The sequence below is a fragment of the Variovorax paradoxus genome, from assembly GCF_009498455.1.
Lineage (GTDB): Bacteria > Pseudomonadota > Gammaproteobacteria > Burkholderiales > Burkholderiaceae_C > Variovorax > Variovorax paradoxus_H.
Map to the genome: position 1 here is coordinate 5,180,915 of NZ_CP045644.1, position 22,096 is coordinate 5,203,010.

The following is a 22,096-nucleotide window of genomic DNA, read 5'->3' on the forward strand; positions in this document are numbered from 1 at the left end:
GGCGCGCTCAGGCCGCGCGCCGTGCCAGTGCCGCTTCGGCGGCCGCTTGCAGTTCGGCCCAGCGAGGGGCGAGCACGGCCATCTCCTCGCGCTTCGCCGAAGCGCTGAGCCGGGCGCACATTGCGGCGATGGCCGGCTCGCCGATCATGGCGAAGGCACCCCGCACCGCATGCAGCTGGTCGCCGATGACGCGCCGGTCGCCTGTTTCCAGCGCCTGGCGGACCTGCCCGGCGGATGACACCAGCGACGAGACCATCGCCTCGTGCAGGTGCGCGTCGAGCGGCGTGTTCTGCGTGTTCGGCGTGTACGGCGTGCTGTCCACGGGGCGACCGGGGCCGGGGCCGTCAGGGGCGACGAGGCCGCACCCAGCGTCTTGAGGATGGCCTGTTCCAGCGCCGGCAGCAGCACCGGCTTGAGCAGCACGCCCGCAAAGCCAGCCAGCGAGCATTGCTGGTAGCCCTCCTGCTCGAGGTGCGCCGTGATGGCGATGAGCGGCATCGATGGCATGCGCTCGCGCAGCCGCCGCGCCAGCGTGTAGCCGTCCATGCGGGGCATGTTCAGGTCGGTCAGCACCAGGTCGTAGCGCTGCGTGGCGAGGAGGGCCAGCGCGGCCTCGCCGTCCGGCGCCACGTCGGCATCGAAGCCCAGCGCACCCAGCTGGTCGCCGATGAGCGCGCGGTTGGCCGGATGGTCGTCCACGACCAGCAGGCGCACGGGTCGTGGGGGCAGGGACGCGACGGGCCTGGGTTCCGGTGCGGCGGCAACGTTGTCGGCCAGCGGCACCAGCGGCACTTCCACCGTGAAGCACGAGCCCGCACCGGGCTGGCTGCTGACGGTGATCGTGCCGCCCATCTTGTGCGCCAGCCGTTGGCAGATCGACAGCCCCAGCCCCGAGCCGCCGAACTCGCGCGCGGTCGAGGCCGAGGCTTGCATGTAGATCTCGAACAGGTGGGGGATCTGCTCCGCCGGCACGCCCATGCCGGTGTCGCTCACGCGGATCACGACCGGCGAGGCTTGCCCCGCCGACCGCGGGCCGACCTCGAGCGTCACCGCGCCCGCAGCCGTGAACTTGATCGCGTTGCTCAGCAGGTTGACGACGATCTGGCGGATGCGTGTCGGGTCGCCTTCGTAGCCGGCCGCCAGGCCCGGGTGCACCACGCAGTCCAGCCGCAGCCCCTTGGCGTGCGCCGACGGCTCGAACATTTCCACGCTGGCGCGCGCGATGTCGGGTAGCGCCACGCGCACGGTTTCGAGCGTCAGGTGGCCCGACTCCATCTTCGACAGGTCGAGGATGTTGTTCACGATGTCCAGCAGCGTGCGCGAGGCCTGGCGCACCGACTGCAGGCGGCGTGCCTGCACCTCGGGCCGTGCGTTCTGGCCGAGCAGTTCGAGGTTGCCCAGCACCGCGTTCAGCGGTGTGCGGATCTCGTGGCTCATGGTGGCGATGAACACCGACTTGGCGCGATTGGCAGCCTCGGCCGCCTCGCGGGCCTCCTCGCGCTTCTTCTCGAGTTCCTTGCGCTCGGTGGCATCGGAGAAACCGCAGAGCAGGGCGTCGGTGCCCTGGTAGCGCACGAGGGTGCATTGCAACAGCAGGTCGCAGGCCTGGCCGTTTTTCAGTGCGAGGCGCATGTCCGCGTCATGCAGCGCGCGATCGCGGGCCCGCGCCCGAAAGAGCGCAACCATCTGCTGGTGCAACGGGTCGGGCGAGGCGGCGGCTGCCGTGTACGCCTGCATCATGGCGTTCTGCAGCAGCACGCGCTCGTTGTCGAGCGCGATCAGGCAGACCCCGAACGACGAGGTGTCGATGATCGCGCGGTTGAGTTGCTCGCTCTCGAATACCCGCTGCGAGCGGCGGTACGCGGGTTCCAGCAGCTTGCGCTTGAACAGCAGCAGCAGGCCCCAGAGCGCGCCGAGCACCACGAGGGTGGCGATGCCGTAGCGCAGCAACTGCGGCTGCAGGGTATGGAAGACCGTGCGCCACGAGTAGGCGTACACCATCGACCAGTCGGTGCCGTTCAGCGGCGTCGACAGGCTGAACACGCCCGCGCGGTAGGTTTCGCGGGGCAGGGCGGGGCTGGCCTTGCGCAGGCTGTGCGCCAGTGCGGTTTCCATCAGCGCGGGCCCGTCGATGGCGGCGCCCGTGTGGTCGGCCGAGAGCAGCACGCGGCCCTGGCGATCGACCAGCATGGCGGCCGTGTCTTCCGGCGTGTGGCGCAGGCGGCTGGCCAGCACGCTCGACGGCAGGTTGCTCACGAACACCATGAAGGGCTTGCCCTGCGCGTCGAAGCCGGGCTGCACGAGCTTGAACGGGGCGTCGTCGGGCATCAGCAGATCGGGCGCCGGCGGTTGCCAGGCCACGCGCCGCTGCGTGCGCCACAGGTCGGCCAACGCCGGGTTGTGGGCGATGTCGCCGAGGTCGAAGCTCAGGCTTTCGATGAGGGTGGCGGTGTCGGGCAGGCCGGTGCGGGCCAGCACGCCCGAGAGGCCGCCTTCGGGCGCGGGCATCAGCGTGAGCAGGCGGTGGTCGGGCGAGTAGCCGTAGGCGCCGAGCGGCGAATTGCGCAGCTGCGCGACGGCGGTGACGCTGTAGGCCTGCATTTCGAGCATGCCCAGGTACGGCGCGAATTCGTGCAGGTCCTGGGTGCGTGCGGGGTCGACGGCGGCGATGGCCGGTGTCAGGTGCGCCCCGGCTTGCAGGGTCACCTGCCCGCCGTCGCGCACGAAGGCCTCCAGGGTGCCCGCACCCGGCGGCGCATGGTTGTTCCAGAGCAGCTCGGCGTTCACCACGCCACGGCGCATGGCCGTCTGCTTTTCCTCGATGTCGAGTTGCATCAGCGCGCTGTGCGTGGCCAGCGTGGTCCGCAGGTTCGCGAACGCGTTGCTGGCGGCGTTGTACAGCACGAGGCCGGCGGCCAGCACGATGAGCAGCGACAACAGCGCGCCGCCGCCGAAGAGCAGCGCGTGCTGGTAGCGGCGCAGCAGATTCAGCTCGTGCGCCTGCCGGGCGGACGTCGAACTGGCGTTGCTGGAAAAGGGCAGCGGAAACATGTGAATAGAAAAAAGCAGGCGACTCGAATGGTAGGTCGAATTGCGCCGGGTTTCTATTTATTTCTCGACACCATTTTGTTTATAGGACGGGTCCTATGTTTGAGGCCGCGTTTTAGTCCCGGGCCTATGGGAAAGCACAGGTGTCTTAAATAAACTGGATTTGTTCACTCGAAATCGCTTGCATCACGAATTGAAAGCGCAATGACGGCTACGGTGGGCATTTTTTATTCACCTTTCATTTATCGAGACTCCCCATGAAAAAGAACCTCCTTTCGCTCGCGACCGTCGCCGCCTTCGGTGTCGGCTTCGGTATCGGCATGCTCGTCCTGGCGCCCGCCGCTCACGCCGCCGACGGCCAGATCGACTTCTCGGGCAGCGTCGTGTCGAGTTCGTGCGTCGTCAACGGCGGCGCGCCCAACTTCACGATCACCCTGCCGCCGGTCTCCACCCAGTCGCTGGGCGAAACAGGCAAGACGGCGGGGCGCGTGCCCGTGCCGATCACGTTGACCAATTGCACCGTGGGCAGCAAGGTGCGCGCGCATTTCGATTCGGGCCTGACCACCAAGAGCATCGGCCGTCTGGCCGTGGATGCCGGCGGCGCCGCCAACGTCGACCTGCAGCTGTTGAACGACGGCTTCACCCCGGTGGTTGCCGGTGCTGCCCCGGGCGCGCAGAACACCAGTTTCATTCCGGTGTCGGGCACGGGCGCGGCCGACCTGCAGTACTACGTCGAGTACTTCTCGACCGGTGCGGCCACGGCCGGCGCGGTGAAGTCGCGCGTCATGTACTCGATCTCCTACGAATAAGCCTGTCGACCAGCGAACGGCCGATTTCCAGAGTCTTTGGTTTATCGGATTCGTCCTATGCGAAGCGCTATTCTTTTAGGCATTGGCTGATTAAGAAATTTCTGATAGGCCAATAAACTTCATTCACTCATTCGGAACACCTTGTGTCTGACGCGAAAAGCGGAATGGCAGCTTCGAAGAGTGTTTTTCAATTCACCTTTTATTTTTTGAGTATCACCATGAAAAAGAACCTCCTTTCCATCGCCGCCGCAGCGTCCCTCGGTCTGCTCGCCCTCGCTCCCGCCGCCCACGCCGCTGACGGCCAGATCGACTTCACGGGCAGCGTCGTGTCCAGCTCGTGCGTCATCAACGGCGGTGCGCCCACCTTCACGGTCAGCCTGCCGCCGGTCTCGACCAAGACGCTGCTCAACGCAGGTGAAGTCGCCGGCCGTGTGCCCGTGCCGATCACGCTGACCGGTTGCACGCCGGACACCAAGGTTCGCGCGCATTTCGAATCGGGCCTGACCACCAATGGCGCCGGTCGCCTGACGGCGGACGCTGGCGCCGGCAACGCCGCCAACGTCGAACTGCAGCTGCTCAACGACGGTTTCCTGCCCGTGAAGGCTGGCGCTGCCGAAGGCACGCAGAACACGAACCTCGTGGACGTCCCGGCTTCCGGCAATGCCGACCTGAAGTACTACGTCGAGTACTACTCGAACGGCGCAGCCACCGCCGGTGCCGTCAAGTCGCGCGTCATGTACTCGATCACCTACGAGTAAGCCCTTTCCATTCATCCAGGCCGTCCCGCAAGGGCGGCCGGGCCGAACTCCCAGGCCTTTCAAGCCGTTTCAGGTGTCCCCGAGAGACGGTTTGGCAGGAGCGGGCATTCCGCAGATCCACACCCACACCCACCCATCACCCCCGGAAGGAAGAAGACCATGAAGAAGATGTTCCGCAAGCTGTGCATCCTGGCTGCCATCGGCGCAGGCCTTGGCGCCAACCTCGCCAACGTCGCACACGCCAGCGTCATCATCGAAGGCACGCGGGTCATCTTCCCGGGGCAGGAGCGCGAGGTCACGCTCAAGGTCAAGAACACCGGCAAGCAGCCCGGCCTCGTGCAGGCCTGGTTCGACGAGGGCGACCCCAGCGTCGCGCCCGAGAAGCTCGACGTGCCGTTCACGCTGACGCCCGCCGTGTTCCGACTCGATCCCGACAAGGGCCAGACCCTGCGGATCATCTACACCAAGGAGCCGCTGGCCCAGGACCGCGAAACGATGTACTGGCTCAACGTGCTCGAGGTTCCGCCCAAGAGCGATGCGGCCAACCAGCTCCAGCTGGCCTTCCGCTCGCGCATCAAGCTGATGTTCCGCCCCCAGGGCCTGCCGGGCAGCTCGGAAGAAGCACCCGCCCAGGTGAGCTGGGAAGTGGTTCCCGCCGACACCGGCAAGGGCTACGCGCTGCGCGCCAGCAACCCCACGCCGTACCACGTGAACCTGGGCGAGCTCGAACTGGTTGTGGGCGGCAAGCGCTTCGACGCCGGCGCAGGCTATGTGCCGCCGCTGGGTTCGCAGCTGTTCCCGCTCGGCGGCCTGAACGAACGGCCCGTGGGCGATGCCCGCATCGACTACTCGGCCATCAATGACTTCGGTGGTCCCGTGAAGGGCCAGCGGCCCGTGCGCTAGGAGGGGCCGCCGGTTCGTGGGCCCTCGCCGGGTCTGCCTTTCCACCCCTCTTCATCCACACGCCATTTTCGGAAGCCGGTGCGCCGGCCTCCCGGGGACGGCTGCGTCCAGCCCCTGTCCCTTTGCACTGAGTACCGCCATGAACAGCCACTTTCAGCCCCGATCTTCCCGCCAGGACTTCTTGCTCAGCCCCGTCTGCGCGATGGTGCTGCTTGCGCTGTCGGCCTGGCAGGTGGGCGCGCATGCGGACACGGCGGGCACCCAGGTCGCACAGGTCGAGTTCGAAACCACCTTCCTCGCACCGGGCAGCAGCCAGGGCGTCGACCTGAGCCGCTTCAGCAAGGGCAACATCGTGGCGCCCGGCAAGTACAGCGTCGACCTGCTCGTGAACGACGGCTGGATCGGCCGCACCGACGTGACCTTCAAGCGCGAACACGGCGCCGCCGACGGCGCCAGCGCGCAGCCCTGCCTGGGCAAGCGCGAGCTGGAGCGCGCGGGCGTCGACCTGAAGAAGCTTCCCGCCGACGTGCTCGAGCGGCTGGCCGATGCCGGCACCTGCCTGCCCATCGGGCAGATCGTTCCCGGCGCCAGCGCCGATTTCGACTTCGGCGACCAACGCCTCAAGCTGAGCATTCCGCAGGTGGCCATGAACCGCCAGGCGCGCGGCTATGTGAGCCCCGAGTTCTGGGACAAGGGCGTCACCGCCGGCTTTCTGGACTACAGCTTCAACCTCTACGCCAACCACTCGCGCAGCCTGGGGCAGACCCAGACGCAGGCCTACCTGGGCACGCGCTGGGGTTTCAACGCCGACGTCTGGCGCTTTCGCCACGACGGCGCGCTGCTGTGGAGCTCCGAGACCGGCAGCCGCTACCAGCGCACCACGACCTTCGTGCAGCGCGACCTGCCGTCGCTGTCGGCCCAGCTGACGATCGGCGAAACCCACACCTCGGGCGAGCTGTTCGACTCGACCGGCTTTCGCGGCGTGCGCCTGGCCACTGACGACCGCATGGTGCCGGAGTCGCTGCGCGGCTACGCGCCCACCGTGCGCGGCACCGCGCGCAGCAACGCGAAGGTCACCATCAAGCAAAGCGGCTCCGTCGTCTACGAGACCACCGTGGCCCCGGGCGCCTTCGAGATCAACGACCTGTACGCCACCGGCTACGGCGGTGACCTGGCGGTGACCGTCGCCGAGGCGGACGGCAGCGAGCACACCTTCCTCGTGCCGTACGCGGCCGTGCCGATGTCGCTGCGCGTGGGCGCCAACCGCTTCAGCGTGTCGGCCGGCGTGGTGCGCAACAACCAGCTGCTGGGCAGCCCCGCCCTCGTGCAGGCCACCTGGCAGCGCGGCATTTCCAACATGCTCACCGCCTACGGCGGCGTGAACCTGTCGCAGGGCTACACCGCGCTGATGCTCGGCGGCGCCTTCAACACCTCGTTCGGCGCCATCGGCGTGGACTACACGCAGTCGTCGACCACGCTGGCCAACCTGCCGCGCATGGGCGGCGGCAGCGCGCGCGTCAGCTACTCGAAAGACCTGCCCAGCACCGGCGGCAACATCGCGCTGGCCGCGTACCGCTACTCGACCGAGGGCTACATGGACCTGAACACCGCGCTGCGCGTGCGCGACGTGGCTGAGCGCGGCCAGTCCATCGAGTCGGTGAGCCGCCAGCGCAACCGCGCGCAGGCCACCTACAGCCAGCAGCTGGGTGACAACTGGGGCCAGCTGCAGGCGACCGTGTCGGCCACCAGCTACTGGAACCGCCCGGCCTCCGATGTCGGCTACACGCTGGGCTACAACAACCGCTTCAAGAGCGTGAGCTACGGCGTGCAGGTGTCACGCCAGCGCGCGGCCGACGGCAAGTCGAGCACCATGTACAGCGCCAGCCTGTCGATTCCGCTGGGCAAGACGAACCCGGTGTCGGTCAGCGCCAACATGTCGCGCGACGGCGCGGGCCGCCTCGCCATGCAGTCGACGGTGTCGGGCTCGCTGGGCGAAGCCAGCGACCTGTCGTACGGCGCCAGCTTCACCCACGGCTCCGGCGCGGGGCAAGAGCGCCAGACGGCCGCCAGCGCCAACCTGTTCTACCGCACCTCGGTCGGCGACCTGTCGGGCACGGTGGGCGTGGGCTCGAGTCATACGCAGGCCTCCGTCGGCATGCGCGGCGGCGTGGTGGCGCACCCGGGCGGCATCACGCTGGCGCCTTCGCTGTCGGAAACCTTCGGCATCGTCGAAGCCCCGGACGCCGCAGGCGCACGCCTCATCAACGCACCCGGCGTGAAGGTCAACGGCAGCGGCTATGTCGTCGTGCCGTACCTCACGCCCTACAGCAGCAACGGCGTCGAGCTCGACCCCAAGGGCATGTCGACCGACGTCGAACTGCAGGTGACGAGCCAGCAGGTGGCGCCGCGCGCCGGCGCCATCGTGCTGCTGAAGTACGAGACCAAGTCGGGCCGCACGGCGCTGTTCCAGGTGAAGCAGGCGGACGGTTCCGCGCTGCCCTTCGGCGCGACGGTGCTCGATGAAAAGCAGGAGCCGATCGGCGTGGTGGGCCAGGGCAGCAAGTTCATTGCGCGCGGGCTGCAGGACAAGGGGCAACTGACCGTGATGGCGGCCGAGGGCGGTGCGGCGATGTGCCGGATCAGCTACGAGATGCCGGTGCGGGAGAAGGGCGCGAAGGCAGATGGGTATGAGCGGATCGAGGCGAATTGCGATGAAGAGGGGCGTTGAATTCGAGATAACCGGGGCCGCGTGTCGGGTTGTCAGTGATTGAAGAACTTCCAGGAACAGACCATGAAATTTCTATGTTCAAGAGCGCAGCCCAGGTCATGGATTGCATGTGCCGCTCAATGGGTGCGCGGCGTGTGGGTTGTTGCGCTGCTGTCGATGGGGGTGACTTCGTCGCTGGCGCAAAACAGCGATGGTCTGCTGCGGGCAACGGATGTGCTCGCCTTCGGAGGGGGAATCGTCACATTGCCGAGCCTCGTTCCGAACGGCGCCATTGTGGCGCGCTACTACGTCACGCCCCAGCAGCTATGTGGTGTGCCAAAGTGCTCGGTCTGGCGCGCAGATGTCTTTCTGAAAAACGGCTTCCTTGCATCAGAAGGTACGGCATTGACAGAAACCAATGTGTCTGGAATTTCTGCGCGACTCCTGGTCAATGGGATGCCGCAAGGCGGTGGCAGCAGTGGAAATATGAACATTCTTTTGATGGAGACATCCTCCGCAATGGAAGTGCAATTGATCAGGGACGGACGAGCTTTGAAAAGTGGCCCCTTCGTGGGAGTTACCAGTAACACAACGACAGCGTGGCGGTTTTACCCACTCGGCAAGTCCGATGGATTTCCCGGAAACGAGCTAAGAATTCTTTTGAAGGGTAGTTCGGTTTCGGTTATTTCCGGCACGTGCAGCGCGTCCAACCAGACCCTCACCCTGGCGCCAGCGGTTGTCCCCCAGTTCAAAGGGCCAGGCACTACGTCTGGAAAACGTGCGTTCAATATCCAGCTGGAAAACTGTCCCGCGGGTTTCAATCGCGTCGGCCATCTGCTGACGGCTGTGGGCGGTCAAGTGCCGGGTATTCCTGGCGCGCTGAAGCCCGTCGCGGGCTCGACAGCCAGCGGTGTGGCGATCAAGCTCACCGACGCCGGCGATGCACCTGCCCAATTCGGCACCTCCCTGCCCGTGACCTCGTACAACAAGGCGACCGGCGGCTCGGCCACGGTGCCGATGAACGTGTCATACGTTCAGACCGAAGCCACCGTATTGCCCGGCACGGTCAAGGGCGCGGTGCAAGTGTTGCTCGACTACCAGTGAGTCCGGCCATGCGCTTGTGGCGCAGAAGGTTTCGAGCATTGAGCTTCCCTCCGGCGCCATCGGGGCGTTGCATCGCGTTTGCCAATTCCGTCACACAAAGTGAATTCGCGTTTCTCCCGGTGCATTGAATCGTCAGGCCCGCAGGATATTTTCAGACTGGTCCGATTGGTTTTCATGGAGTGGAAATTTAAGATCGAAACACTATCTTTGTAATTTTCATTGAATCAGGGTGTTGATTTATTTCATCCTGAAATTCACGACATGGAGATTGTCAAAGTTCTTCGAACTTATTTCCTTCTTTGGAGCGCCCGTGATGAATCTCTTTTTCTTGAAAAAACTCTGGAAGCTCCTGCGGGGCAAGCCGCAGAGCGCGCACCAGGCCGCGCCAGGCAGCACATTGTTTGGTGCGCTGGTCGTGGCCAGCGAGCCCGCGCACGGCGACACCCGATCGCGCGAATCCTGAGCCGGGCGGTTTGCGTGAAGACGATTGCATCGCCGCAACCCGGGTCGCCAGGCTGGTCCTGCGCCGCGCACTTTCAGAAAGAAGGTGAATCCCCATGAAGATGATCGGACACCGGCTCTCCCGCGAGCGTTCGCGGCTGGGCCTGAGCGCGGCGGCATTTGCCGTGCTGGGTGGCGTGGACGCCGCCGTGCAGGATTCGTTCGAACAGGGAAAGCATCACCCCGACGCCGCCTACCTGGCCACCATGGCCGTCATCGGCATCGACGTGCTCTACGTCGTGACCGGCATACCCACGTGCACCGAAGACCTGTCGGTGAGTCGCGACGAGGTGGTCTTGTTGCGCGCCTACCGCACCTCGGACGAGGCGGGGAAGAAGGCGGCCCACGCGGCGCTCCAGGCCATCGCCCAGGCGTTTCCGGGCGACATGGTCGTGCAGGTCACGCGCACCCAGCCTGCCACCACGCTCGCAGCGTCAACCGCGCACGTCTGAAGCCTTCGCGCGCCGGCGATTTCGGCCGGCCCGCGTGCGAGGCCCGCAGTTAAGATGCCTTTCGCCGTGCGCGCCCGGGCCTTCGCCCGGTTGCCGCGCCCGCAATGCGAAAGTGGCAATGGCAATAGATCGCTTCGAAATCCGCGTCGTCCTGGCCGACGACCACCCCGGCATGCTGGCCGGGGTCAAGCACGAACTGGCGTCGGTCGAAACCATCACGCTGGTGGGCGAGGCGGCCAACTCGACCGGGCTCATGGCGCTGCTCGAGACCACGCCGTGCGACGTGCTGGTGTCCGACTACGCCATGCCCGCCGGCGACTTCGGCGACGGGGTGCCGCTGTTCAACCTGATCAAGCGCCGCTTTCCCGACACCCAGATCGTGGTGATCACCATGCTCGACAACCCGGCGGTGCTGCACTCGCTGGTGTCCAGCGGCATTCGCTGCGTCGTGAGCAAGTCCGATGCGGTGGCCCACCTGATTCCCGCCATCCACGCGGCCCGCACGGGCGGCACGTACTACTCCCCGACCATGGACGCCGTGGTGCGGTCCATCGACTGGGAGGTGCGCAGCCGCAACGCGGCGGGCGTGCTGAGCCAGCGCGAATCGGAGGTGGTGAGGTTGTATGCGTCGGGGCTGACGATCAACGAGATCGCCGAGCAGCTGCATCGCAGCAAGAAGACCATCAGCACGCAGAAAACCAAAGCGATGGAAAAGCTCGGTATCGAGCGCGATGTCGACCTGCTGCGCTATGCGATGGAAAACGGCCTGACGGCAACCGCCGCGATGACGGGTGCCGCGGCAGGCGAACCGCAGGCCTGACGCGCCGTGCCGGCCTGGTAGGCCCGGCTCAGAAAACGACCGGCAGGCCCGGCGGCACCGGCGCGGCCGAGGTGCTCGTGAGCCCCATCTCCATGCCGTAACGCACGAGGTCCATGTCGCGCAGGATGCCCAGCTTGGTCATGGCCGAGCCCTTCTGCGTGCTGATGGTCTTCTTGCTTCGGTGGAGCAGCGTGGCGATTTCGGTCACGGTCAGCCCGGACACGAACATGCGCACCACCTCCAGCTCGCGCTTGGACAGCGCGGCATGGGCGTGTGTGTCGGGGCGGTGCGGCGCGGTGCGCGCGGCAATCTCGGCCATGCTCGGCGAGAGGTACCGCCCGCTCGCGTAGGCCGCATGCACGGCCGGCAGCAGGTGGCTCACCGAGTCGGCCTTGTTCAGGATGCAGGGCACGCCGATGTCCAGCAGCGAATGGATGATGCCGGGGTTGTCCAGCATGGTCATCACCACGATCTTCAGCAGCGGGTAGCGCTGGCGCACGAGCGCGAACAGCGTGATGCCGTCGCCATGCAGGCCGCCCGGCATGGCGTAGTCGGACACCAGGATCTGGCAGTCGTGCTGCTTGAGCATTTCCATCATCTCGGTGGAGTCGCGCGCGGCGCCCACGACGGTGACCGCATTGCTTTCGCGCAGCGTGCTTTCGATGCCGATGCGAACGGCGGGATGATCGTCCGCGATCAGGACGCGGAGGTTGAGTGGTTTCATGGCGGGCCTGTCTGAACAGAGTTGTCGTGCCTGCGCGCAGGGCGGCAGGAAGGGCTGCTGTCGAACGCTCCGCCCCCGGCGCGAACGGCGCTCGGGGGCTTTGCAACGGGTGCTTCAGGCGGTGCCAGCAGGGGATGGCTGAACTTTAGAAGGGCGCGCTTCCTCCGTTAAGCGGCCTGATCCGAATGCGGCCCCTGAATGCATAGGACTGGTCCTAATTTGTCGGACGAAGCGCGCGGGAGGCTAGGACGAGGCCTCCGTCGGGATCGGATCGCGTCCGAAAGCGCCCTCGGACGGGCCCGGGCTCAGGCGGCGGCGGGGGCCTGCGGCGCGCGGCGTTCGAGCGCGGCGCGCGCGGCCGGCTCGAAGCGTTCGAAGGCCTGCGCCAGGGCCGCGAAGTCTGCGTCGCGCAGCCGGGTTTCCATGGCGGCGCAGTCGGCGGCGAGCCCGGCCTCGTGGATCAGCGCGAAGGCGCCGCGCAGCGAATGCAGCCCGGCGCCGAGCGCGCGGGTGTCGCGGGCTTGAAGGGCCACGCGGATGGCGGCCGAGGTGTCGGCCAGCGACTGTGCGAGCGCCCCATGCACCGAGGCGGGCAGGGTGCCCCGGGCGATGTCCTGCCGGTGGGCGTTGGGCGGTGGTGCGGCGCCCGGATCGCGCAGGGTCAGCTGCCGCACGGTCTGCTCGAGCGTGTCGAGCAGGATGGGCTTGATCAGCGCGGTGTCGATGCCCGCCGATTCGCAGCGCTCGCGCTCGCGCACCGCCACGTCGGCCGTGAGCGCCACGATGGGCACGCGCGAGCCTTGCGCACGCAGCGCCCGCGCCAGGGTGTAGCCGTCCATGCCGGGCATGTTGATGTCGGTGATGATGAGGTCGTGCCGGCGCGTGGCGAACAGGTCGAGCGCCTGCAGCCCGCCCGAGGCCTGGTCGGAGGTGTAGCCCAGCGCTTCGAGCTGCATCTTCACCAGCTCGCGGTTGGCCGGATGGTCGTCGACCACGAGGATGTGCGCCGTGGGCGCGGCGGCCTGCGTACCGGCACTCGGCGCCGCGACCACGCGCGCGGGCAGGGCGGGTGCGGCTGGCAGCGGCAGCGTGACGAGAAAGGTGCTGCCCTTGCCCGGCGCACTCACGACCTGGATGTCGCCGCCCATGAGTCCGGTCAGCTTGCGGCACAGCGCCAGCCCCAGGCCGGTGCCGCCGAAGCGGCGCGCGATGCTGCTGTCGGCCTGCGTGAAGGGCTGGAACAGCGCCTGCTGCTGCGCCACGGTCATGCCGATGCCGGTGTCGCTCACGCCGATCACCACGGGCGACGCGGGGTCGGTGTCGTCCTTCAGGTAGACCTCGAGCAGCACGTCGCCGGTGTCGGTGAACTTGATGGCGTTGCTCAGCAGGTTCATCAGCAGCTGGCGGATGCGTGTCGGGTCGCCCAGGTAGTGCGGGGCGAGGTCGTCGCCGACCACGCAGTCGAGCGCGAGTCGCTTGGACTGCGCCAGCGGCGTGAAGACGGTGATCACCTGCCGTGCGGTGTCGGCGAGGTCGAAGCGGATCGACTCCAGCCGCATCTGGTCCGACTCGATCTTCGAGAAGTCGAGGATGTCGTTGATGATGCCCAGCAGCGCGGTCGACGACGACGTGACGGCGCCCAGCCGCTCGTTCTGCGCGGCCGACAGCGGCGAGCGCTGCAGCAGCTCGAGGTTGCCCATGATCGCGTTCAGCGGCGTGCGGATCTCGTGGCTCATCATGGCCAGGAAGGCCGACTTCGCGTGGTTGGCCTGGTGCGCGGCCTCGCGGGCGCTCTCGAGTGCGCGCTCGGCGTTCTTGCGCGTCGTGATGTCGGAGAAGTTGCACAGCAGCACGTCGCTGCCCTGGTACTTGGTGCGCACGACGCTCACGAGCAGTTCGGTGACGTCGCCGCTGGCCAGCGTCACCGGCAGCTCCAGGTCGGGCAGCCATTCGGGCGCGCCCGGGGCGTCGTCGTACAGGCGCAGCAGGCGCTGCGGCAGCGGCGGATCACCGGGCCGCGCGTTGTCGGTGCAGGCCTGCATCACCTGGTTCTGCAGCAGCACCTCGCCCGAGGGGTAGCGCAGCAGCGCCAGGCCCGAGGGCGTGGTCGCGACCATGGTGCGGTTGAGGTTCTCGCTCTCGACGATGCGCTGCGAGCGCGCATAGCCGGGCCGGAACACCTTGCGATCGAGCAGGATCAGGGCGGCCCAGACGAAGGCGATGAGCAGCAGCATGGCGCCCGCGTAGAGCGCGAGCCGCAGGCCGAGTTCGGACGCGATGGTGCGCCACGAAAAGGCGTAGAGGTAGGTCCAGCCCGCGTCGGCGATGGGCGCGCGCAGCGTGAAGAGGCCGTCGCCGTACTGCAGCGTCGCGCCGTTCGGGGCCAGCGAGGCCTGCGAGCGTTGCAGCGCGCGCGCCTGCAGGCCCTCGGTGCTGGTGGGGCCGTGCGTCTCGGCGATCACGCGGCCCGACGCGCCCACGAACATCGAGACCTCGTCGTGGCGGTCGTTCGACAGGTGTGCGGTGATGATGTCCAGCGGGTAGTCGTTCACCAGCACCACGAAGGGCTTGCCGTCGTGGAAGCCGGGCTGGGCCAGCCGCAGCACGGTCTCGCCCGTGAAGGGGCTCACGGCCGGCGGCAGCCACACGGCCGTGCCGCTGTCGCGCAGGCGGGCGACCACGGCCGGGTCGTTCAGGTCGCCGAGCTCGGGGGGTGCGATGCGCCGGATCAGGTCTTCGGTGCTGCGCGCGCCGTGGCGTTCGAACAGGTCGGCGGCGGCGGGGGCGGGCACCACGGCCAGAAAGCTCAGGTCGGGCGCGTAGAAGTAGCTGGAGTGCAGCGTCAGCGTCTTGGTGTAGGCCGCCGAGCGGTAGCCGACCTCCTCGGCCAGCCCGAGGTACTGCGAGAAGGCGTCGGCCGGGCGCTGCGGCGAAAGATCGCCCAGCAGCAGCATCGGCGGGAAGTCCTTGTTGCTCGGCAGCACCAGCCGGCCGCCGTGCGCGGCGAAGCTGTCCACCAGCGACTGCGGCGCGCGGGCCCGCCGCTCCCAGGCGCCTTCCTCGTGAAAGATGTTGATGCGCACCGAGCCCTGGCGCACGAAGAGTTCGAGGTGGAGCAGGGCCCTGCGCGCGTTGAACTCGGCCTGCCGTTCGGCCACGTAGTCGCGCACCTGCGAAGAAAGCATCACGCCGGTGGCGGCCAGCAGCACGAGCGAGGTGACGGCGCCGCCCACGTACAGCAGCGCGCGCTGGTAGCGGTTCAGCAGGCTGATCACGCCGCGTGGGGTGGCGCGCGAAGCGCCGAATCCAAAGAAGCGCGGGAGATCGCTGGGCATCATGGCCTCCGTGTGACCGGAGCGGGCAGGAGATGCCCGCCATGGTAGGGCCTTGCGTGCCCGGTCAAGGAAAAACCGGGCGTGTTCAGGCGGGCTACGACGGTTTCGCTGCCGGCGCGAAGCGGTAGAACAGGTTGGGCTCGGACAGCAGGTACAGCGTGCCGTCGGGCCCGACGGCCACGCCCTCGGGCTGCGGCACCTTCCGCTGCAGGCCATTGAATCCGGGCCACAGCGGCAGCATGCTGACCGGGCGCCCGTCCGGCGCGTATTCCACGACCAGCGCCGACTCGTCGCTGAGCAGCAGCAGATGACCGGTCGCGTCGTGCACCGTGACCGACGACAGGTCGCTCATGAACAGCGACGATGCGCGCGACGATTTCCATTCGCTGATGTCGATGTTGAAACCGGAGGACGGCATGGTGGGGTCCAGCCCCGTGATCACCAGCACGCGCATGGGCAGCTTCTCGCGCACCACGTACAGGCGCTTGTGTACGCTGTCCCACGAGACGCCCTCGAAGCTGCTGTTGTGCAGCTTGTCGATCCCGATGCCCAGGCTCGGTCGGCCGACCACCGACACGCGCTGCGTCTCGCGGGCGATCTGCACCCAGTGCATGCGGTGGCTGTCTTCGTCCGAGATCACGTAGCTGTCGCCCTGCAGGTAGGTAATGCCCTCGGGGTCTTTCACGCCGTCGAGCGCGATGACGCGCAGCAGCCGCCCGTCGGTGGTGAGCTCCGCGATCTGCGGCGGGCGGTTGATCACCGTGAAGAGGGTGCCGGTCTCGGTGTTGAAGGTCAGCCCCGAGGTGTTGCGCGTGAGGCCCTGGATCGGCATGCCCTCGATCGCGACCTGGTAGCCCGGCAGCCACAGCGAGGTGCCGGCCCACTGCGATGCGCCCAGCGTGGTGCTCAGCCAGTAATAGCCGAGCGCCAGCACCTTGAAGTACCAGACGATGAGCGCGCCCAGGCCGAAGACGACGGCGAAGAAAACGAGGGGCTTGCGGGAGCTCTTGCGCGTCATGCGGTCGAGTCTAGAGTCTTCGAAAGAGCGGAAGGTGCGCCACTGCAGCAGTGGGCTGAAAGACGAGCGCCAAAGAAAAACGGGGCACAAGGCCCCGTTTGTTCATGACTTCTCTGGCGGAGCAGGCGGGATTCGAACCCGCGGAGGGCTATTAACCCTCACACGCTTTCCAGGCGTGCGACTTAAACCGCTCATCCACCGCTCCTGAGCCCACGATTGTAGCGCGGGTTTTTAGCCGTTTTCAGGTCGGGCCAGAGCTTTTGCCGGTTTGGATCATGCGCATGGCCGACGAGATCAGCGCGGCCGTCTCGGTCATGTTGCTCGGCACGATGAGCGTGGTCTTCGAATCGGCGGCCACCTTGCCGTAGGCATCGACGGCGCGCTCGGCCACCTTCAGCTGCACGGCCTGTTCGCCGCCCGGCTTCTGGATGGCAGCGGCCACGCGTTCGATGGCGTCTGCCGTGGCCGTGGCCACTGCGGTGATGGCGGCAGCTTCACCTTGTGCGTTGTTGATCTGGGCCTGCTTCTCGCCCTCGGAGCGGGCAATGAAGGCTTCGCGTTCGCCGGTGGCGATGTTGATCTGTTCCTGGCGACGGCCTTCCGAGGCGGCGATGAGCGCGCGCTTGCCGCGTTCGGCGGTGATCTGCGCCTGCATGGCCAGCAGAATTTCCTTCGGCGGCGTCAGGTCCTTGATTTCGTAGCGCAGCACCTTCACGCCCCAGTTGAGCGCGGCCTCGTCGATGGCGGCCACGACCTGGGCGTTGATCACGTCGCGCTCTTCAAAAGTCTTGTCGAGCTCGAGCTTGCCGATCACGCTGCGCAGCGAGGTCTGTGCGAGCTGGGTCACGGCCACGATGTAGTTCGACGAGCCGTAGCTCGCGCGCATCGGGTCAGTCACCTGGAAGTACAGGATGCCGTCGACCTGCAGCTGCGTGTTGTCGCGCGTGATGCAGATCTGGCTGGGCACGTCGAGCGGGATTTCCTTCAGGCTGTGCTTGTAGGCCACGCGGTCGATGAAGGGAATCAGGAAGTTCGGGCCGGGCGTCATGGTGCCGTGGTACTTGCCCAGGCGCTCGCGCACCCAGGCGTTCTGCTGCGGCACGAACTTGACCGACTGGCTGATGAAGATGATCGCGATGACCAGGATGATGAGAGGAACGGAAAATTCCATGGTGTGCTTCCTTTTCGAATGCGTTGTTCTGACTGACCGATTGAACTGCTAGATCTTGTCGACCACGAGCCGACTGCCGACCACCTCGACCACGCGATGTTCGCCGGTGGAGGGCGCATGGCCCGCGCGCAGCACGACGGTCCATTGCGAGCCGCGGTAGCGCACGGTGGCGGTGCCGTCGGGGTTCCAGGCATCGACGAACACGCTCTCGCCGATGTCGAGGTTGATGTCGCGGTTGGCCTCGCTGGAGGGCTCGGCAGGGCGGTTGCGTCGGATCAGGTACCAGGCCACGACCGCGCCTACGCCGACGATGGCGGCCACCAGCAGCTGCGTGACGAGCCCGAAGCCCAGGTGCGCGGCGATGGCGGCGGCTGCGAAGCCCGTGGCCAGCAGCAGCAGGTACACCGTGCCGGACAACAACTCGGCCACGATGGCCGCGCCTGCGATCAGCCACCAGACGGTGGGATTTCCCATGGCAACTCCTCTCTTGTTTTGTTACTTGGACCGTCGCCATTCTGCTGCATGGCGGGCCATGCGCCTGTGTCGCGTAGGGGTATGGCGCCCGGTGGGGCCCGTCGTGGCCGCGCGCCTCTGCGGGCTTGAACGGGGCGGCTGCAACCCGTCATCCGAATTCCGTACACTTCGCGCCTCGCTCATTGCCTGTCTGACCGCCTGTCCGGAGCCCCGCTCATGAAATTTCGCTTTCCCATCGTCATCATCGACGAGGACTTCCGCTCCGAAAACACTTCGGGCCTTGGCATTCGCGCGCTCGCGCAGGCCTTCGAAAGCGAGGGCTTCGAGGTGCTGGGCGTCACGAGCTACGGCGACCTGAGCCAGTTCGCGCAGCAGCAAAGCCGCGCCAGCGCCTTCATCCTGTCGATCGACGACGAAGAGTTTTCGGTCGGCCCCGACCTCGATCCGGCCGTGCTGAGCCTGCGCAGCTTCATCGGCGAGGTGCGTCGCAAGAACGCCGACGTGCCGATCTACATCTACGGCGAGACCAAGACCTCGCGCCACATTCCCAACGACATCCTGCGCGAGCTGCACGGCTTCATCCACATGTTCGAGGACACCCCCGAATTCGTGGCACGTCACATCATCCGCGAGGCCAAGAGCTACCTGGAAGGCGTGCAGCCGCCGTTCTTCAAGGCGCTGATCGACTACGCCGAAGACGGTTCGTACTCGTGGCACTGCCCGGGCCATTCGGGTGGCGTGGCATTCCTGAAGAGCCCGGTGGGCCAGATGTTCCACCAGTTCTTCGGGGAGAACATGCTGCGTGCCGACGTCTGCAACGCCGTGGAAGAACTGGGCCAGCTGCTCGACCACACCGGCCCGGTGGCGGCCAGCGAGCGCAACGCGGCGCGCATCTTCAATGCCGACCACTGCTTCTTCGTGACCAACGGCACCAGCACCAGCAACAAGATGGTCTGGCACCACACGGTGGCGCCCGACGACGTGGTGGTGGTCGACCGCAACTGCCACAAGTCGATCCTGCACGCGATCATCATGACCGGCGCGATCCCGGTGTTCATGAAGCCCACGCGCAACCACTTCGGCATCATCGGACCGATTCCGAAGAGCGAGTTCGAGCAGAGCGCGATCAAGGCCAAGATCAAGGCCAACCCGCTGCTGGCCGACGTGGACCCGAACAAGGTCAAGCCGCGCGTGATGACGCTCACGCAGTCGACCTACGACGGCGTGATCTACAACACCGAGACCATCAAGAACATGCTCGACGGCTACGTCGACACGCTGCACTTCGACGAAGCCTGGCTGCCGCACGCCGCCTTCCATCCGTTCTACGGTGCGTACCACGCGATGGGCAAGCGCCGCGTGCGCCCGAAGGAATCGCTGGTGTTCGCCACGCAGTCGACGCACAAGCTGCTGGCCGGCATCAGCCAGGCCAGCCATGTGCTGGTGCAGGACTCGCAGAACCGCGCGCTCGACCGCGACCTCTTCAACGAGGCCTACCTGATGCACTCGTCGACCAGCCCGCAGTACGCGATCATCGCGAGCTGCGACGTGGCCGCCGCCATGATGGAGCCGCCCGGCGGCACCGCGCTGGTGGAAGAGAGCATCCTGGAGGCGCTCGACTTCCGCCGCGCCATGCGCAAGGTCGAGGAAGAGTTCGGCAAGGACGAGTGGTGGTTCAAGGTCTGGGGCCCCGAGAAGCTCGTCGACGAAGGCATCGGCCGCGCCGAAGACTGGATCATGACGGGCGAGAAGAACGGCAAGCCGGGCAAGACCAGGAGCAAGAGCAGCAAGTCGCCGCGCAACTGGCACGGCTTCGGCGAGCTGGCCGACGGCTTCAACATGCTCGACCCGATCAAGTCGACCATCGTCACGCCCGGCCTCGACCTCGAGGGCAACTTCGCCGAGACCGGCATCCCCGCCAGCGTGGTGACCAAGTTCCTCGCCGAGCACGGCGTGATCGTGGAGAAGACGGGCCTGTACAGCTTCTTCATCATGTTCACCATCGGCATCACCAAGGGCCGCTGGAACACGCTGCTCACGGCGCTGCAGCAGTTCAAGGACGACTACGCGCGCAACCAGCCGATGTGGCGCATCCTGCCCGAGTTCTGCCAGCAGCACCCCGGCTACGAGCGCCTGGGCCTGCGCGACCTGTGCCAGCACATCCACCAGCTGTACGCGCGCTACGACGTGGCGCGTCTCACGACCGAGATGTACCTGAGCGACCTCACGCCGGCCATGAAGCCCAGCGACGCCTTCGCCCACATCGCGCACCGCAAGACCGAGCGCGTGGAGATCGACGAGCTCGAAGGCCGCATCACCACCAGCCTCATCACGCCGTATCCGCCGGGCATTCCGCTGCTGATCCCCGGTGAAGTGTTCAACAAGAAGATCGTCGACTACCTGAAGTTCTCGCGCGAGTTCAACCTGCAGTGCCCGGGCTTCGAGACCGACATCCACGGCCTCGTGGCGCGGATCGACGAGACGGGCAAGAAGCGGTACTACGCGGACTGCGTGCGTCAGCCGAGCTGAGCGGAGGACGTGCCCCAGCGAGGGGCACGCGCGGTGCGCGAAGTTCTAGCTTTCGCGTATCCGCATGAAGCGCGCGAACTTCGGCAGCCCGCTCGGGTGCGTGCCGTTGTAGCGGTAGGTCACCAGGCTGCCGATCGGCGGCGGGTGGTCGCGTTCGGCGTCGGTCAGGCCGGTGCCGAGGCGGAAGCGCAGGCCGCCGGGCATCTCGACCATCAACGCGCCGAGCCGGCCCTGGTGTTTGCCTTTGCCGGGCAGGTGCGCAACGACGCGGGCCTCGGCGTCTTCAAAGGGCTTGACCTTGAGCAGGTCGTTGTTGCGCTCGCCGCGGTACATCGACGCGCCCCGGTGCAGCATCAGGCCTTCGCCACCCATCTTCACGGTCTTGTCGAGCAGCGCCTGCAGCTCTTCGTGCGTGGTCGCGGGCTGCTGCGGCACGGCCATGACCCACGGGGCATCGGTGATCGGCAGCAGCTTGCGTAGCACGGCAAGGCGGGTGTTGAAGTCGCCGCCCTGGGCCGGCAGGTCGAACACCATGAAACGGATTTCCTGCCAGGCGGCATCGTTGGGCGTCTGGCTGCGCACGGTCGACAGCGCGTGATTGAAGCGACCGCGCCCCGCCCACAGTTCGCCGTCGAGCGGCTGCTTGGGCAGCGAGGCGGTGAACCAGATGGGCGCCACGACGGGCTCGCCGCCGCGGGTCCAGAGTTTCTGGCCGTCCCAGTAGCCACGCAGGCCGTCGAACTTCTCGCTGACCCAGTAGCCCGCGAGCGACATGCCGGGGCGGTACACCTCGGCCAGCATCAGGGCGGGCGCGGCCGCGCCCGCGAAGGTGGCATGGCCGAAAAGGGCCGTGCCCAGTCCCGCGAACAGGAGAAGGGAGCGTCGGTTCAACACGGTGAGTGCGCTGGAGTGGAGCGTGGGTGGGCGCCGTGCGCCCGAGGGTGCGAATTACTCCGCCATGCCTCCGACCACGTTGCTGAAGCCGCCGTCGACATAGGTGATCTCGGCGGTCACGCCGCTGGCGAGGTCGCTCAGCAGGAAGGCGGCCACGTTGCCGACTTCCTCGATGGTCACGTTGCGGCCGATGGGCGACGCGTCGGCCACGGCCGCGAGCATCTTGCCGAAGCCCTTGATGCCGCTGGCGGCGAGCGTCTTGATCGGGCCGGCGCTGATGCCGTTCACGCGCATGCCCTTCGGTCCGAGCGACGCGGCGGTGTAGCGCACCGAGGCTTCGAGCGAAGCCTTGGCCAGGCCCATGGTGTTGTAGTTGGGCAGCGCGCGCGCGGCGCCCAGGTAGGTCAGCGTGAGCAGGGCCGACTTGTCGTTGAGGTAGGGCAGGGCCGCCTTGGCCATGGCCGGGAAGCTGTACGCACTGATGTCGTGCGCGATCTTGAAGCCTTCGCGCGAGAGGCCGTCCAGGAAGTCGCCGGAGATCGACTCGCGCGTGGCGAAACCGATGCTGTGCACGAAGCCGTCGAAGGTGGGCCAGGTCTGGGCGAGGTCGGCAAAGAGCTTGTCGATCTGCGCGTCGTCGCTCACGTCGCAGTCAAAAATGAGTTTCGAGCCGAAGTCTGCGGCATATTCGGTGATACGGTCCTTGAATCGCTCGCCGACATAACTGAAGGCGAGTTCCGCGCCCTGGTCGTGACAGGCCTTGGCAATGCCATATGCAATGGAGCGATTGCTCAACACACCGGTGATCAACAGTTTCTTGCCGGAAAGAAAGCCCATGAAGTTGCCTCG

18 protein-coding genes and 1 tRNA gene are annotated in these 22,096 nt (G+C 66.7%); 9 read left to right on the top strand and 10 right to left on the bottom strand.

Going from position 1 to position 22,096, the window contains the following annotated elements; translation table 11 throughout:
- Positions 1-7: 7 nt before the first annotated feature.
- Both GFK26_RS34055 and GFK26_RS23900 read right to left on the bottom strand, forming a co-directional pair.
- Positions 8-148 carry a hypothetical protein gene (locus GFK26_RS34055; RefSeq protein ID WP_194273943.1) on the bottom strand — a complete coding sequence of 47 codons (141 nt, stop codon included), beginning with the start codon at positions 146-148 and terminating at the stop codon, positions 8-10.
- A complete protein-coding gene (locus tag GFK26_RS23900) occupies positions 145-3,051 on the bottom strand; it encodes an ATP-binding protein (protein WP_153284165.1) in 2,907 nt (968 codons plus the stop codon). Before GFK26_RS23900 ends, GFK26_RS34055 begins: the two co-directional genes overlap by 4 nt.
- 254 nt (positions 3,052-3,305) lie before the next feature.
- On the opposite strand from GFK26_RS23900, the gene GFK26_RS23905 reads away from it, so the two are divergent.
- From GFK26_RS23905 to GFK26_RS23940, 8 genes are all read left to right on the top strand, one after another.
- Complete coding sequence (locus tag GFK26_RS23905; protein ID WP_153284166.1) at positions 3,306-3,857, top strand: fimbrial protein; 552 nt, start codon at positions 3,306-3,308, stop codon at positions 3,855-3,857.
- Positions 3,858-4,075: 218 nt separating this feature from the next.
- A complete protein-coding gene (locus tag GFK26_RS23910) occupies positions 4,076-4,615 on the top strand; it encodes a fimbrial protein (protein ID WP_153284167.1) in 540 nt (179 codons plus the stop codon).
- A gap of 159 nt (positions 4,616-4,774) precedes the next feature.
- Complete coding sequence (locus GFK26_RS23915) at positions 4,775-5,518, top strand: molecular chaperone (protein WP_153284168.1); 744 nt, start codon at positions 4,775-4,777, stop codon at positions 5,516-5,518.
- Between the two features lie 139 nt (positions 5,519-5,657).
- The gene (locus GFK26_RS23920; protein ID WP_153284169.1) at positions 5,658-8,246 is read left to right on the top strand and encodes a fimbria/pilus outer membrane usher protein; all 2,589 of its coding nucleotides are present in this window, start codon (positions 5,658-5,660) and stop codon (positions 8,244-8,246) included.
- A gap of 63 nt (positions 8,247-8,309) precedes the next feature.
- The gene (locus GFK26_RS23925) at positions 8,310-9,329 is read left to right on the top strand and encodes a fimbrial protein (RefSeq protein WP_153284170.1); all 1,020 of its coding nucleotides are present in this window, start codon (positions 8,310-8,312) and stop codon (positions 9,327-9,329) included.
- A 232-nt stretch (positions 9,330-9,561) separates the two neighbouring features.
- Positions 9,562-9,792: a hypothetical protein gene (locus tag GFK26_RS23930; RefSeq protein WP_153284171.1), complete on the top strand. Its 231-nt coding sequence runs from the start codon at positions 9,562-9,564 to the stop codon at positions 9,790-9,792.
- Between the two features lie 94 nt (positions 9,793-9,886).
- Positions 9,887-10,282: a helix-turn-helix domain-containing protein gene (locus tag GFK26_RS23935; protein ID WP_153284172.1), complete on the top strand. Its 396-nt coding sequence runs from the start codon at positions 9,887-9,889 to the stop codon at positions 10,280-10,282.
- A gap of 118 nt (positions 10,283-10,400) precedes the next feature.
- On the top strand, positions 10,401-11,102 hold the full coding sequence (locus GFK26_RS23940; protein ID WP_153284173.1) for a response regulator transcription factor: 702 nt from the start codon (positions 10,401-10,403) through the stop codon (positions 11,100-11,102).
- 28 nt (positions 11,103-11,130) lie between these two features.
- On the opposite strand, the gene GFK26_RS23945 is transcribed toward GFK26_RS23940, so the two are convergent.
- From GFK26_RS23945 to GFK26_RS23970, 6 genes are all read right to left on the bottom strand, one after another.
- Positions 11,131-11,826: a response regulator transcription factor gene (locus tag GFK26_RS23945; protein ID WP_153284174.1), complete on the bottom strand. Its 696-nt coding sequence runs from the start codon at positions 11,824-11,826 to the stop codon at positions 11,131-11,133.
- A gap of 305 nt (positions 11,827-12,131) precedes the next feature.
- Positions 12,132-15,161: a hybrid sensor histidine kinase/response regulator gene (locus tag GFK26_RS23950; RefSeq protein ID WP_228121761.1), complete on the bottom strand. Its 3,030-nt coding sequence runs from the start codon at positions 15,159-15,161 to the stop codon at positions 12,132-12,134.
- A gap of 94 nt (positions 15,162-15,255) precedes the next feature.
- The gene (locus GFK26_RS23955) at positions 15,256-16,179 is read right to left on the bottom strand and encodes an SdiA-regulated domain-containing protein (RefSeq protein WP_153284175.1); all 924 of its coding nucleotides are present in this window, start codon (positions 16,177-16,179) and stop codon (positions 15,256-15,258) included.
- 114 nt (positions 16,180-16,293) lie between these two features.
- Positions 16,294-16,384 (bottom strand) — tRNA-Ser (locus GFK26_RS23960).
- A gap of 36 nt (positions 16,385-16,420) precedes the next feature.
- Positions 16,421-17,350 (bottom strand): SPFH domain-containing protein, encoded by a 930-nt coding sequence (locus GFK26_RS23965; protein WP_099789315.1) that lies wholly within the window; start codon positions 17,348-17,350, stop codon positions 16,421-16,423.
- Positions 17,351-17,398: 48 nt separating this feature from the next.
- The gene (locus GFK26_RS23970) at positions 17,399-17,824 is read right to left on the bottom strand and encodes an NfeD family protein (protein WP_153284176.1); all 426 of its coding nucleotides are present in this window, start codon (positions 17,822-17,824) and stop codon (positions 17,399-17,401) included.
- A gap of 216 nt (positions 17,825-18,040) precedes the next feature.
- On the opposite strand from GFK26_RS23970, the gene GFK26_RS23975 reads away from it, so the two are divergent.
- The gene (locus GFK26_RS23975; protein WP_153284177.1) at positions 18,041-20,353 is read left to right on the top strand and encodes an arginine/lysine/ornithine decarboxylase; all 2,313 of its coding nucleotides are present in this window, start codon (positions 18,041-18,043) and stop codon (positions 20,351-20,353) included.
- Between the two features lie 45 nt (positions 20,354-20,398).
- Here the strand turns inward: GFK26_RS23975 and GFK26_RS23980 are convergent, their stop codons facing one another.
- Together GFK26_RS23980 and fabI are read right to left on the bottom strand one after the other, a co-directional pair.
- Positions 20,399-21,247: a DNA ligase gene (locus tag GFK26_RS23980; protein WP_153284178.1), complete on the bottom strand. Its 849-nt coding sequence runs from the start codon at positions 21,245-21,247 to the stop codon at positions 20,399-20,401.
- Positions 21,248-21,301: 54 nt separating this feature from the next.
- Positions 21,302-22,084 carry an enoyl-ACP reductase FabI gene (fabI, locus tag GFK26_RS23985; protein WP_101491685.1) on the bottom strand — a complete coding sequence of 261 codons (783 nt, stop codon included), beginning with the start codon at positions 22,082-22,084 and terminating at the stop codon, positions 21,302-21,304.
- Between the last annotated feature and the right edge of the window lie 12 nt (positions 22,085-22,096).

Coding starts and splice junctions, on each gene's coding strand:
- GFK26_RS34055 (WP_194273943.1), bottom strand. CDS start 148: ATGATCGGCGAGCCGGCCATCGCCGCAATGTGCGCCCGGCTCAGCGCT.
- GFK26_RS23900 (WP_153284165.1), bottom strand. CDS start 3,051: ATGTTTCCGCTGCCCTTTTCCAGCAACGCCAGTTCGACGTCCGCCCGG.
- GFK26_RS23905 (WP_153284166.1), top strand. CDS start 3,306: ATGAAAAAGAACCTCCTTTCGCTCGCGACCGTCGCCGCCTTCGGTGTC.
- GFK26_RS23910 (WP_153284167.1), top strand. CDS start 4,076: ATGAAAAAGAACCTCCTTTCCATCGCCGCCGCAGCGTCCCTCGGTCTG.
- GFK26_RS23915 (WP_153284168.1), top strand. CDS start 4,775: ATGAAGAAGATGTTCCGCAAGCTGTGCATCCTGGCTGCCATCGGCGCA.
- GFK26_RS23920 (WP_153284169.1), top strand. CDS start 5,658: ATGAACAGCCACTTTCAGCCCCGATCTTCCCGCCAGGACTTCTTGCTC.
- GFK26_RS23925 (WP_153284170.1), top strand. CDS start 8,310: ATGAAATTTCTATGTTCAAGAGCGCAGCCCAGGTCATGGATTGCATGT.
- GFK26_RS23935 (WP_153284172.1), top strand. CDS start 9,887: ATGAAGATGATCGGACACCGGCTCTCCCGCGAGCGTTCGCGGCTGGGC.
- GFK26_RS23940 (WP_153284173.1), top strand. CDS start 10,401: ATGGCAATAGATCGCTTCGAAATCCGCGTCGTCCTGGCCGACGACCAC.
- GFK26_RS23945 (WP_153284174.1), bottom strand. CDS start 11,826: ATGAAACCACTCAACCTCCGCGTCCTGATCGCGGACGATCATCCCGCC.
- GFK26_RS23950 (WP_228121761.1), bottom strand. CDS start 15,161: ATGCCCAGCGATCTCCCGCGCTTCTTTGGATTCGGCGCTTCGCGCGCC.
- GFK26_RS23955 (WP_153284175.1), bottom strand. CDS start 16,179: ATGACGCGCAAGAGCTCCCGCAAGCCCCTCGTTTTCTTCGCCGTCGTC.
- GFK26_RS23965 (WP_099789315.1), bottom strand. CDS start 17,350: ATGGAATTTTCCGTTCCTCTCATCATCCTGGTCATCGCGATCATCTTC.
- GFK26_RS23970 (WP_153284176.1), bottom strand. CDS start 17,824: ATGGGAAATCCCACCGTCTGGTGGCTGATCGCAGGCGCGGCCATCGTG.
- GFK26_RS23975 (WP_153284177.1), top strand. CDS start 18,041: ATGAAATTTCGCTTTCCCATCGTCATCATCGACGAGGACTTCCGCTCC.
- fabI (WP_101491685.1), bottom strand. CDS start 22,084: ATGGGCTTTCTTTCCGGCAAGAAACTGTTGATCACCGGTGTGTTGAGC.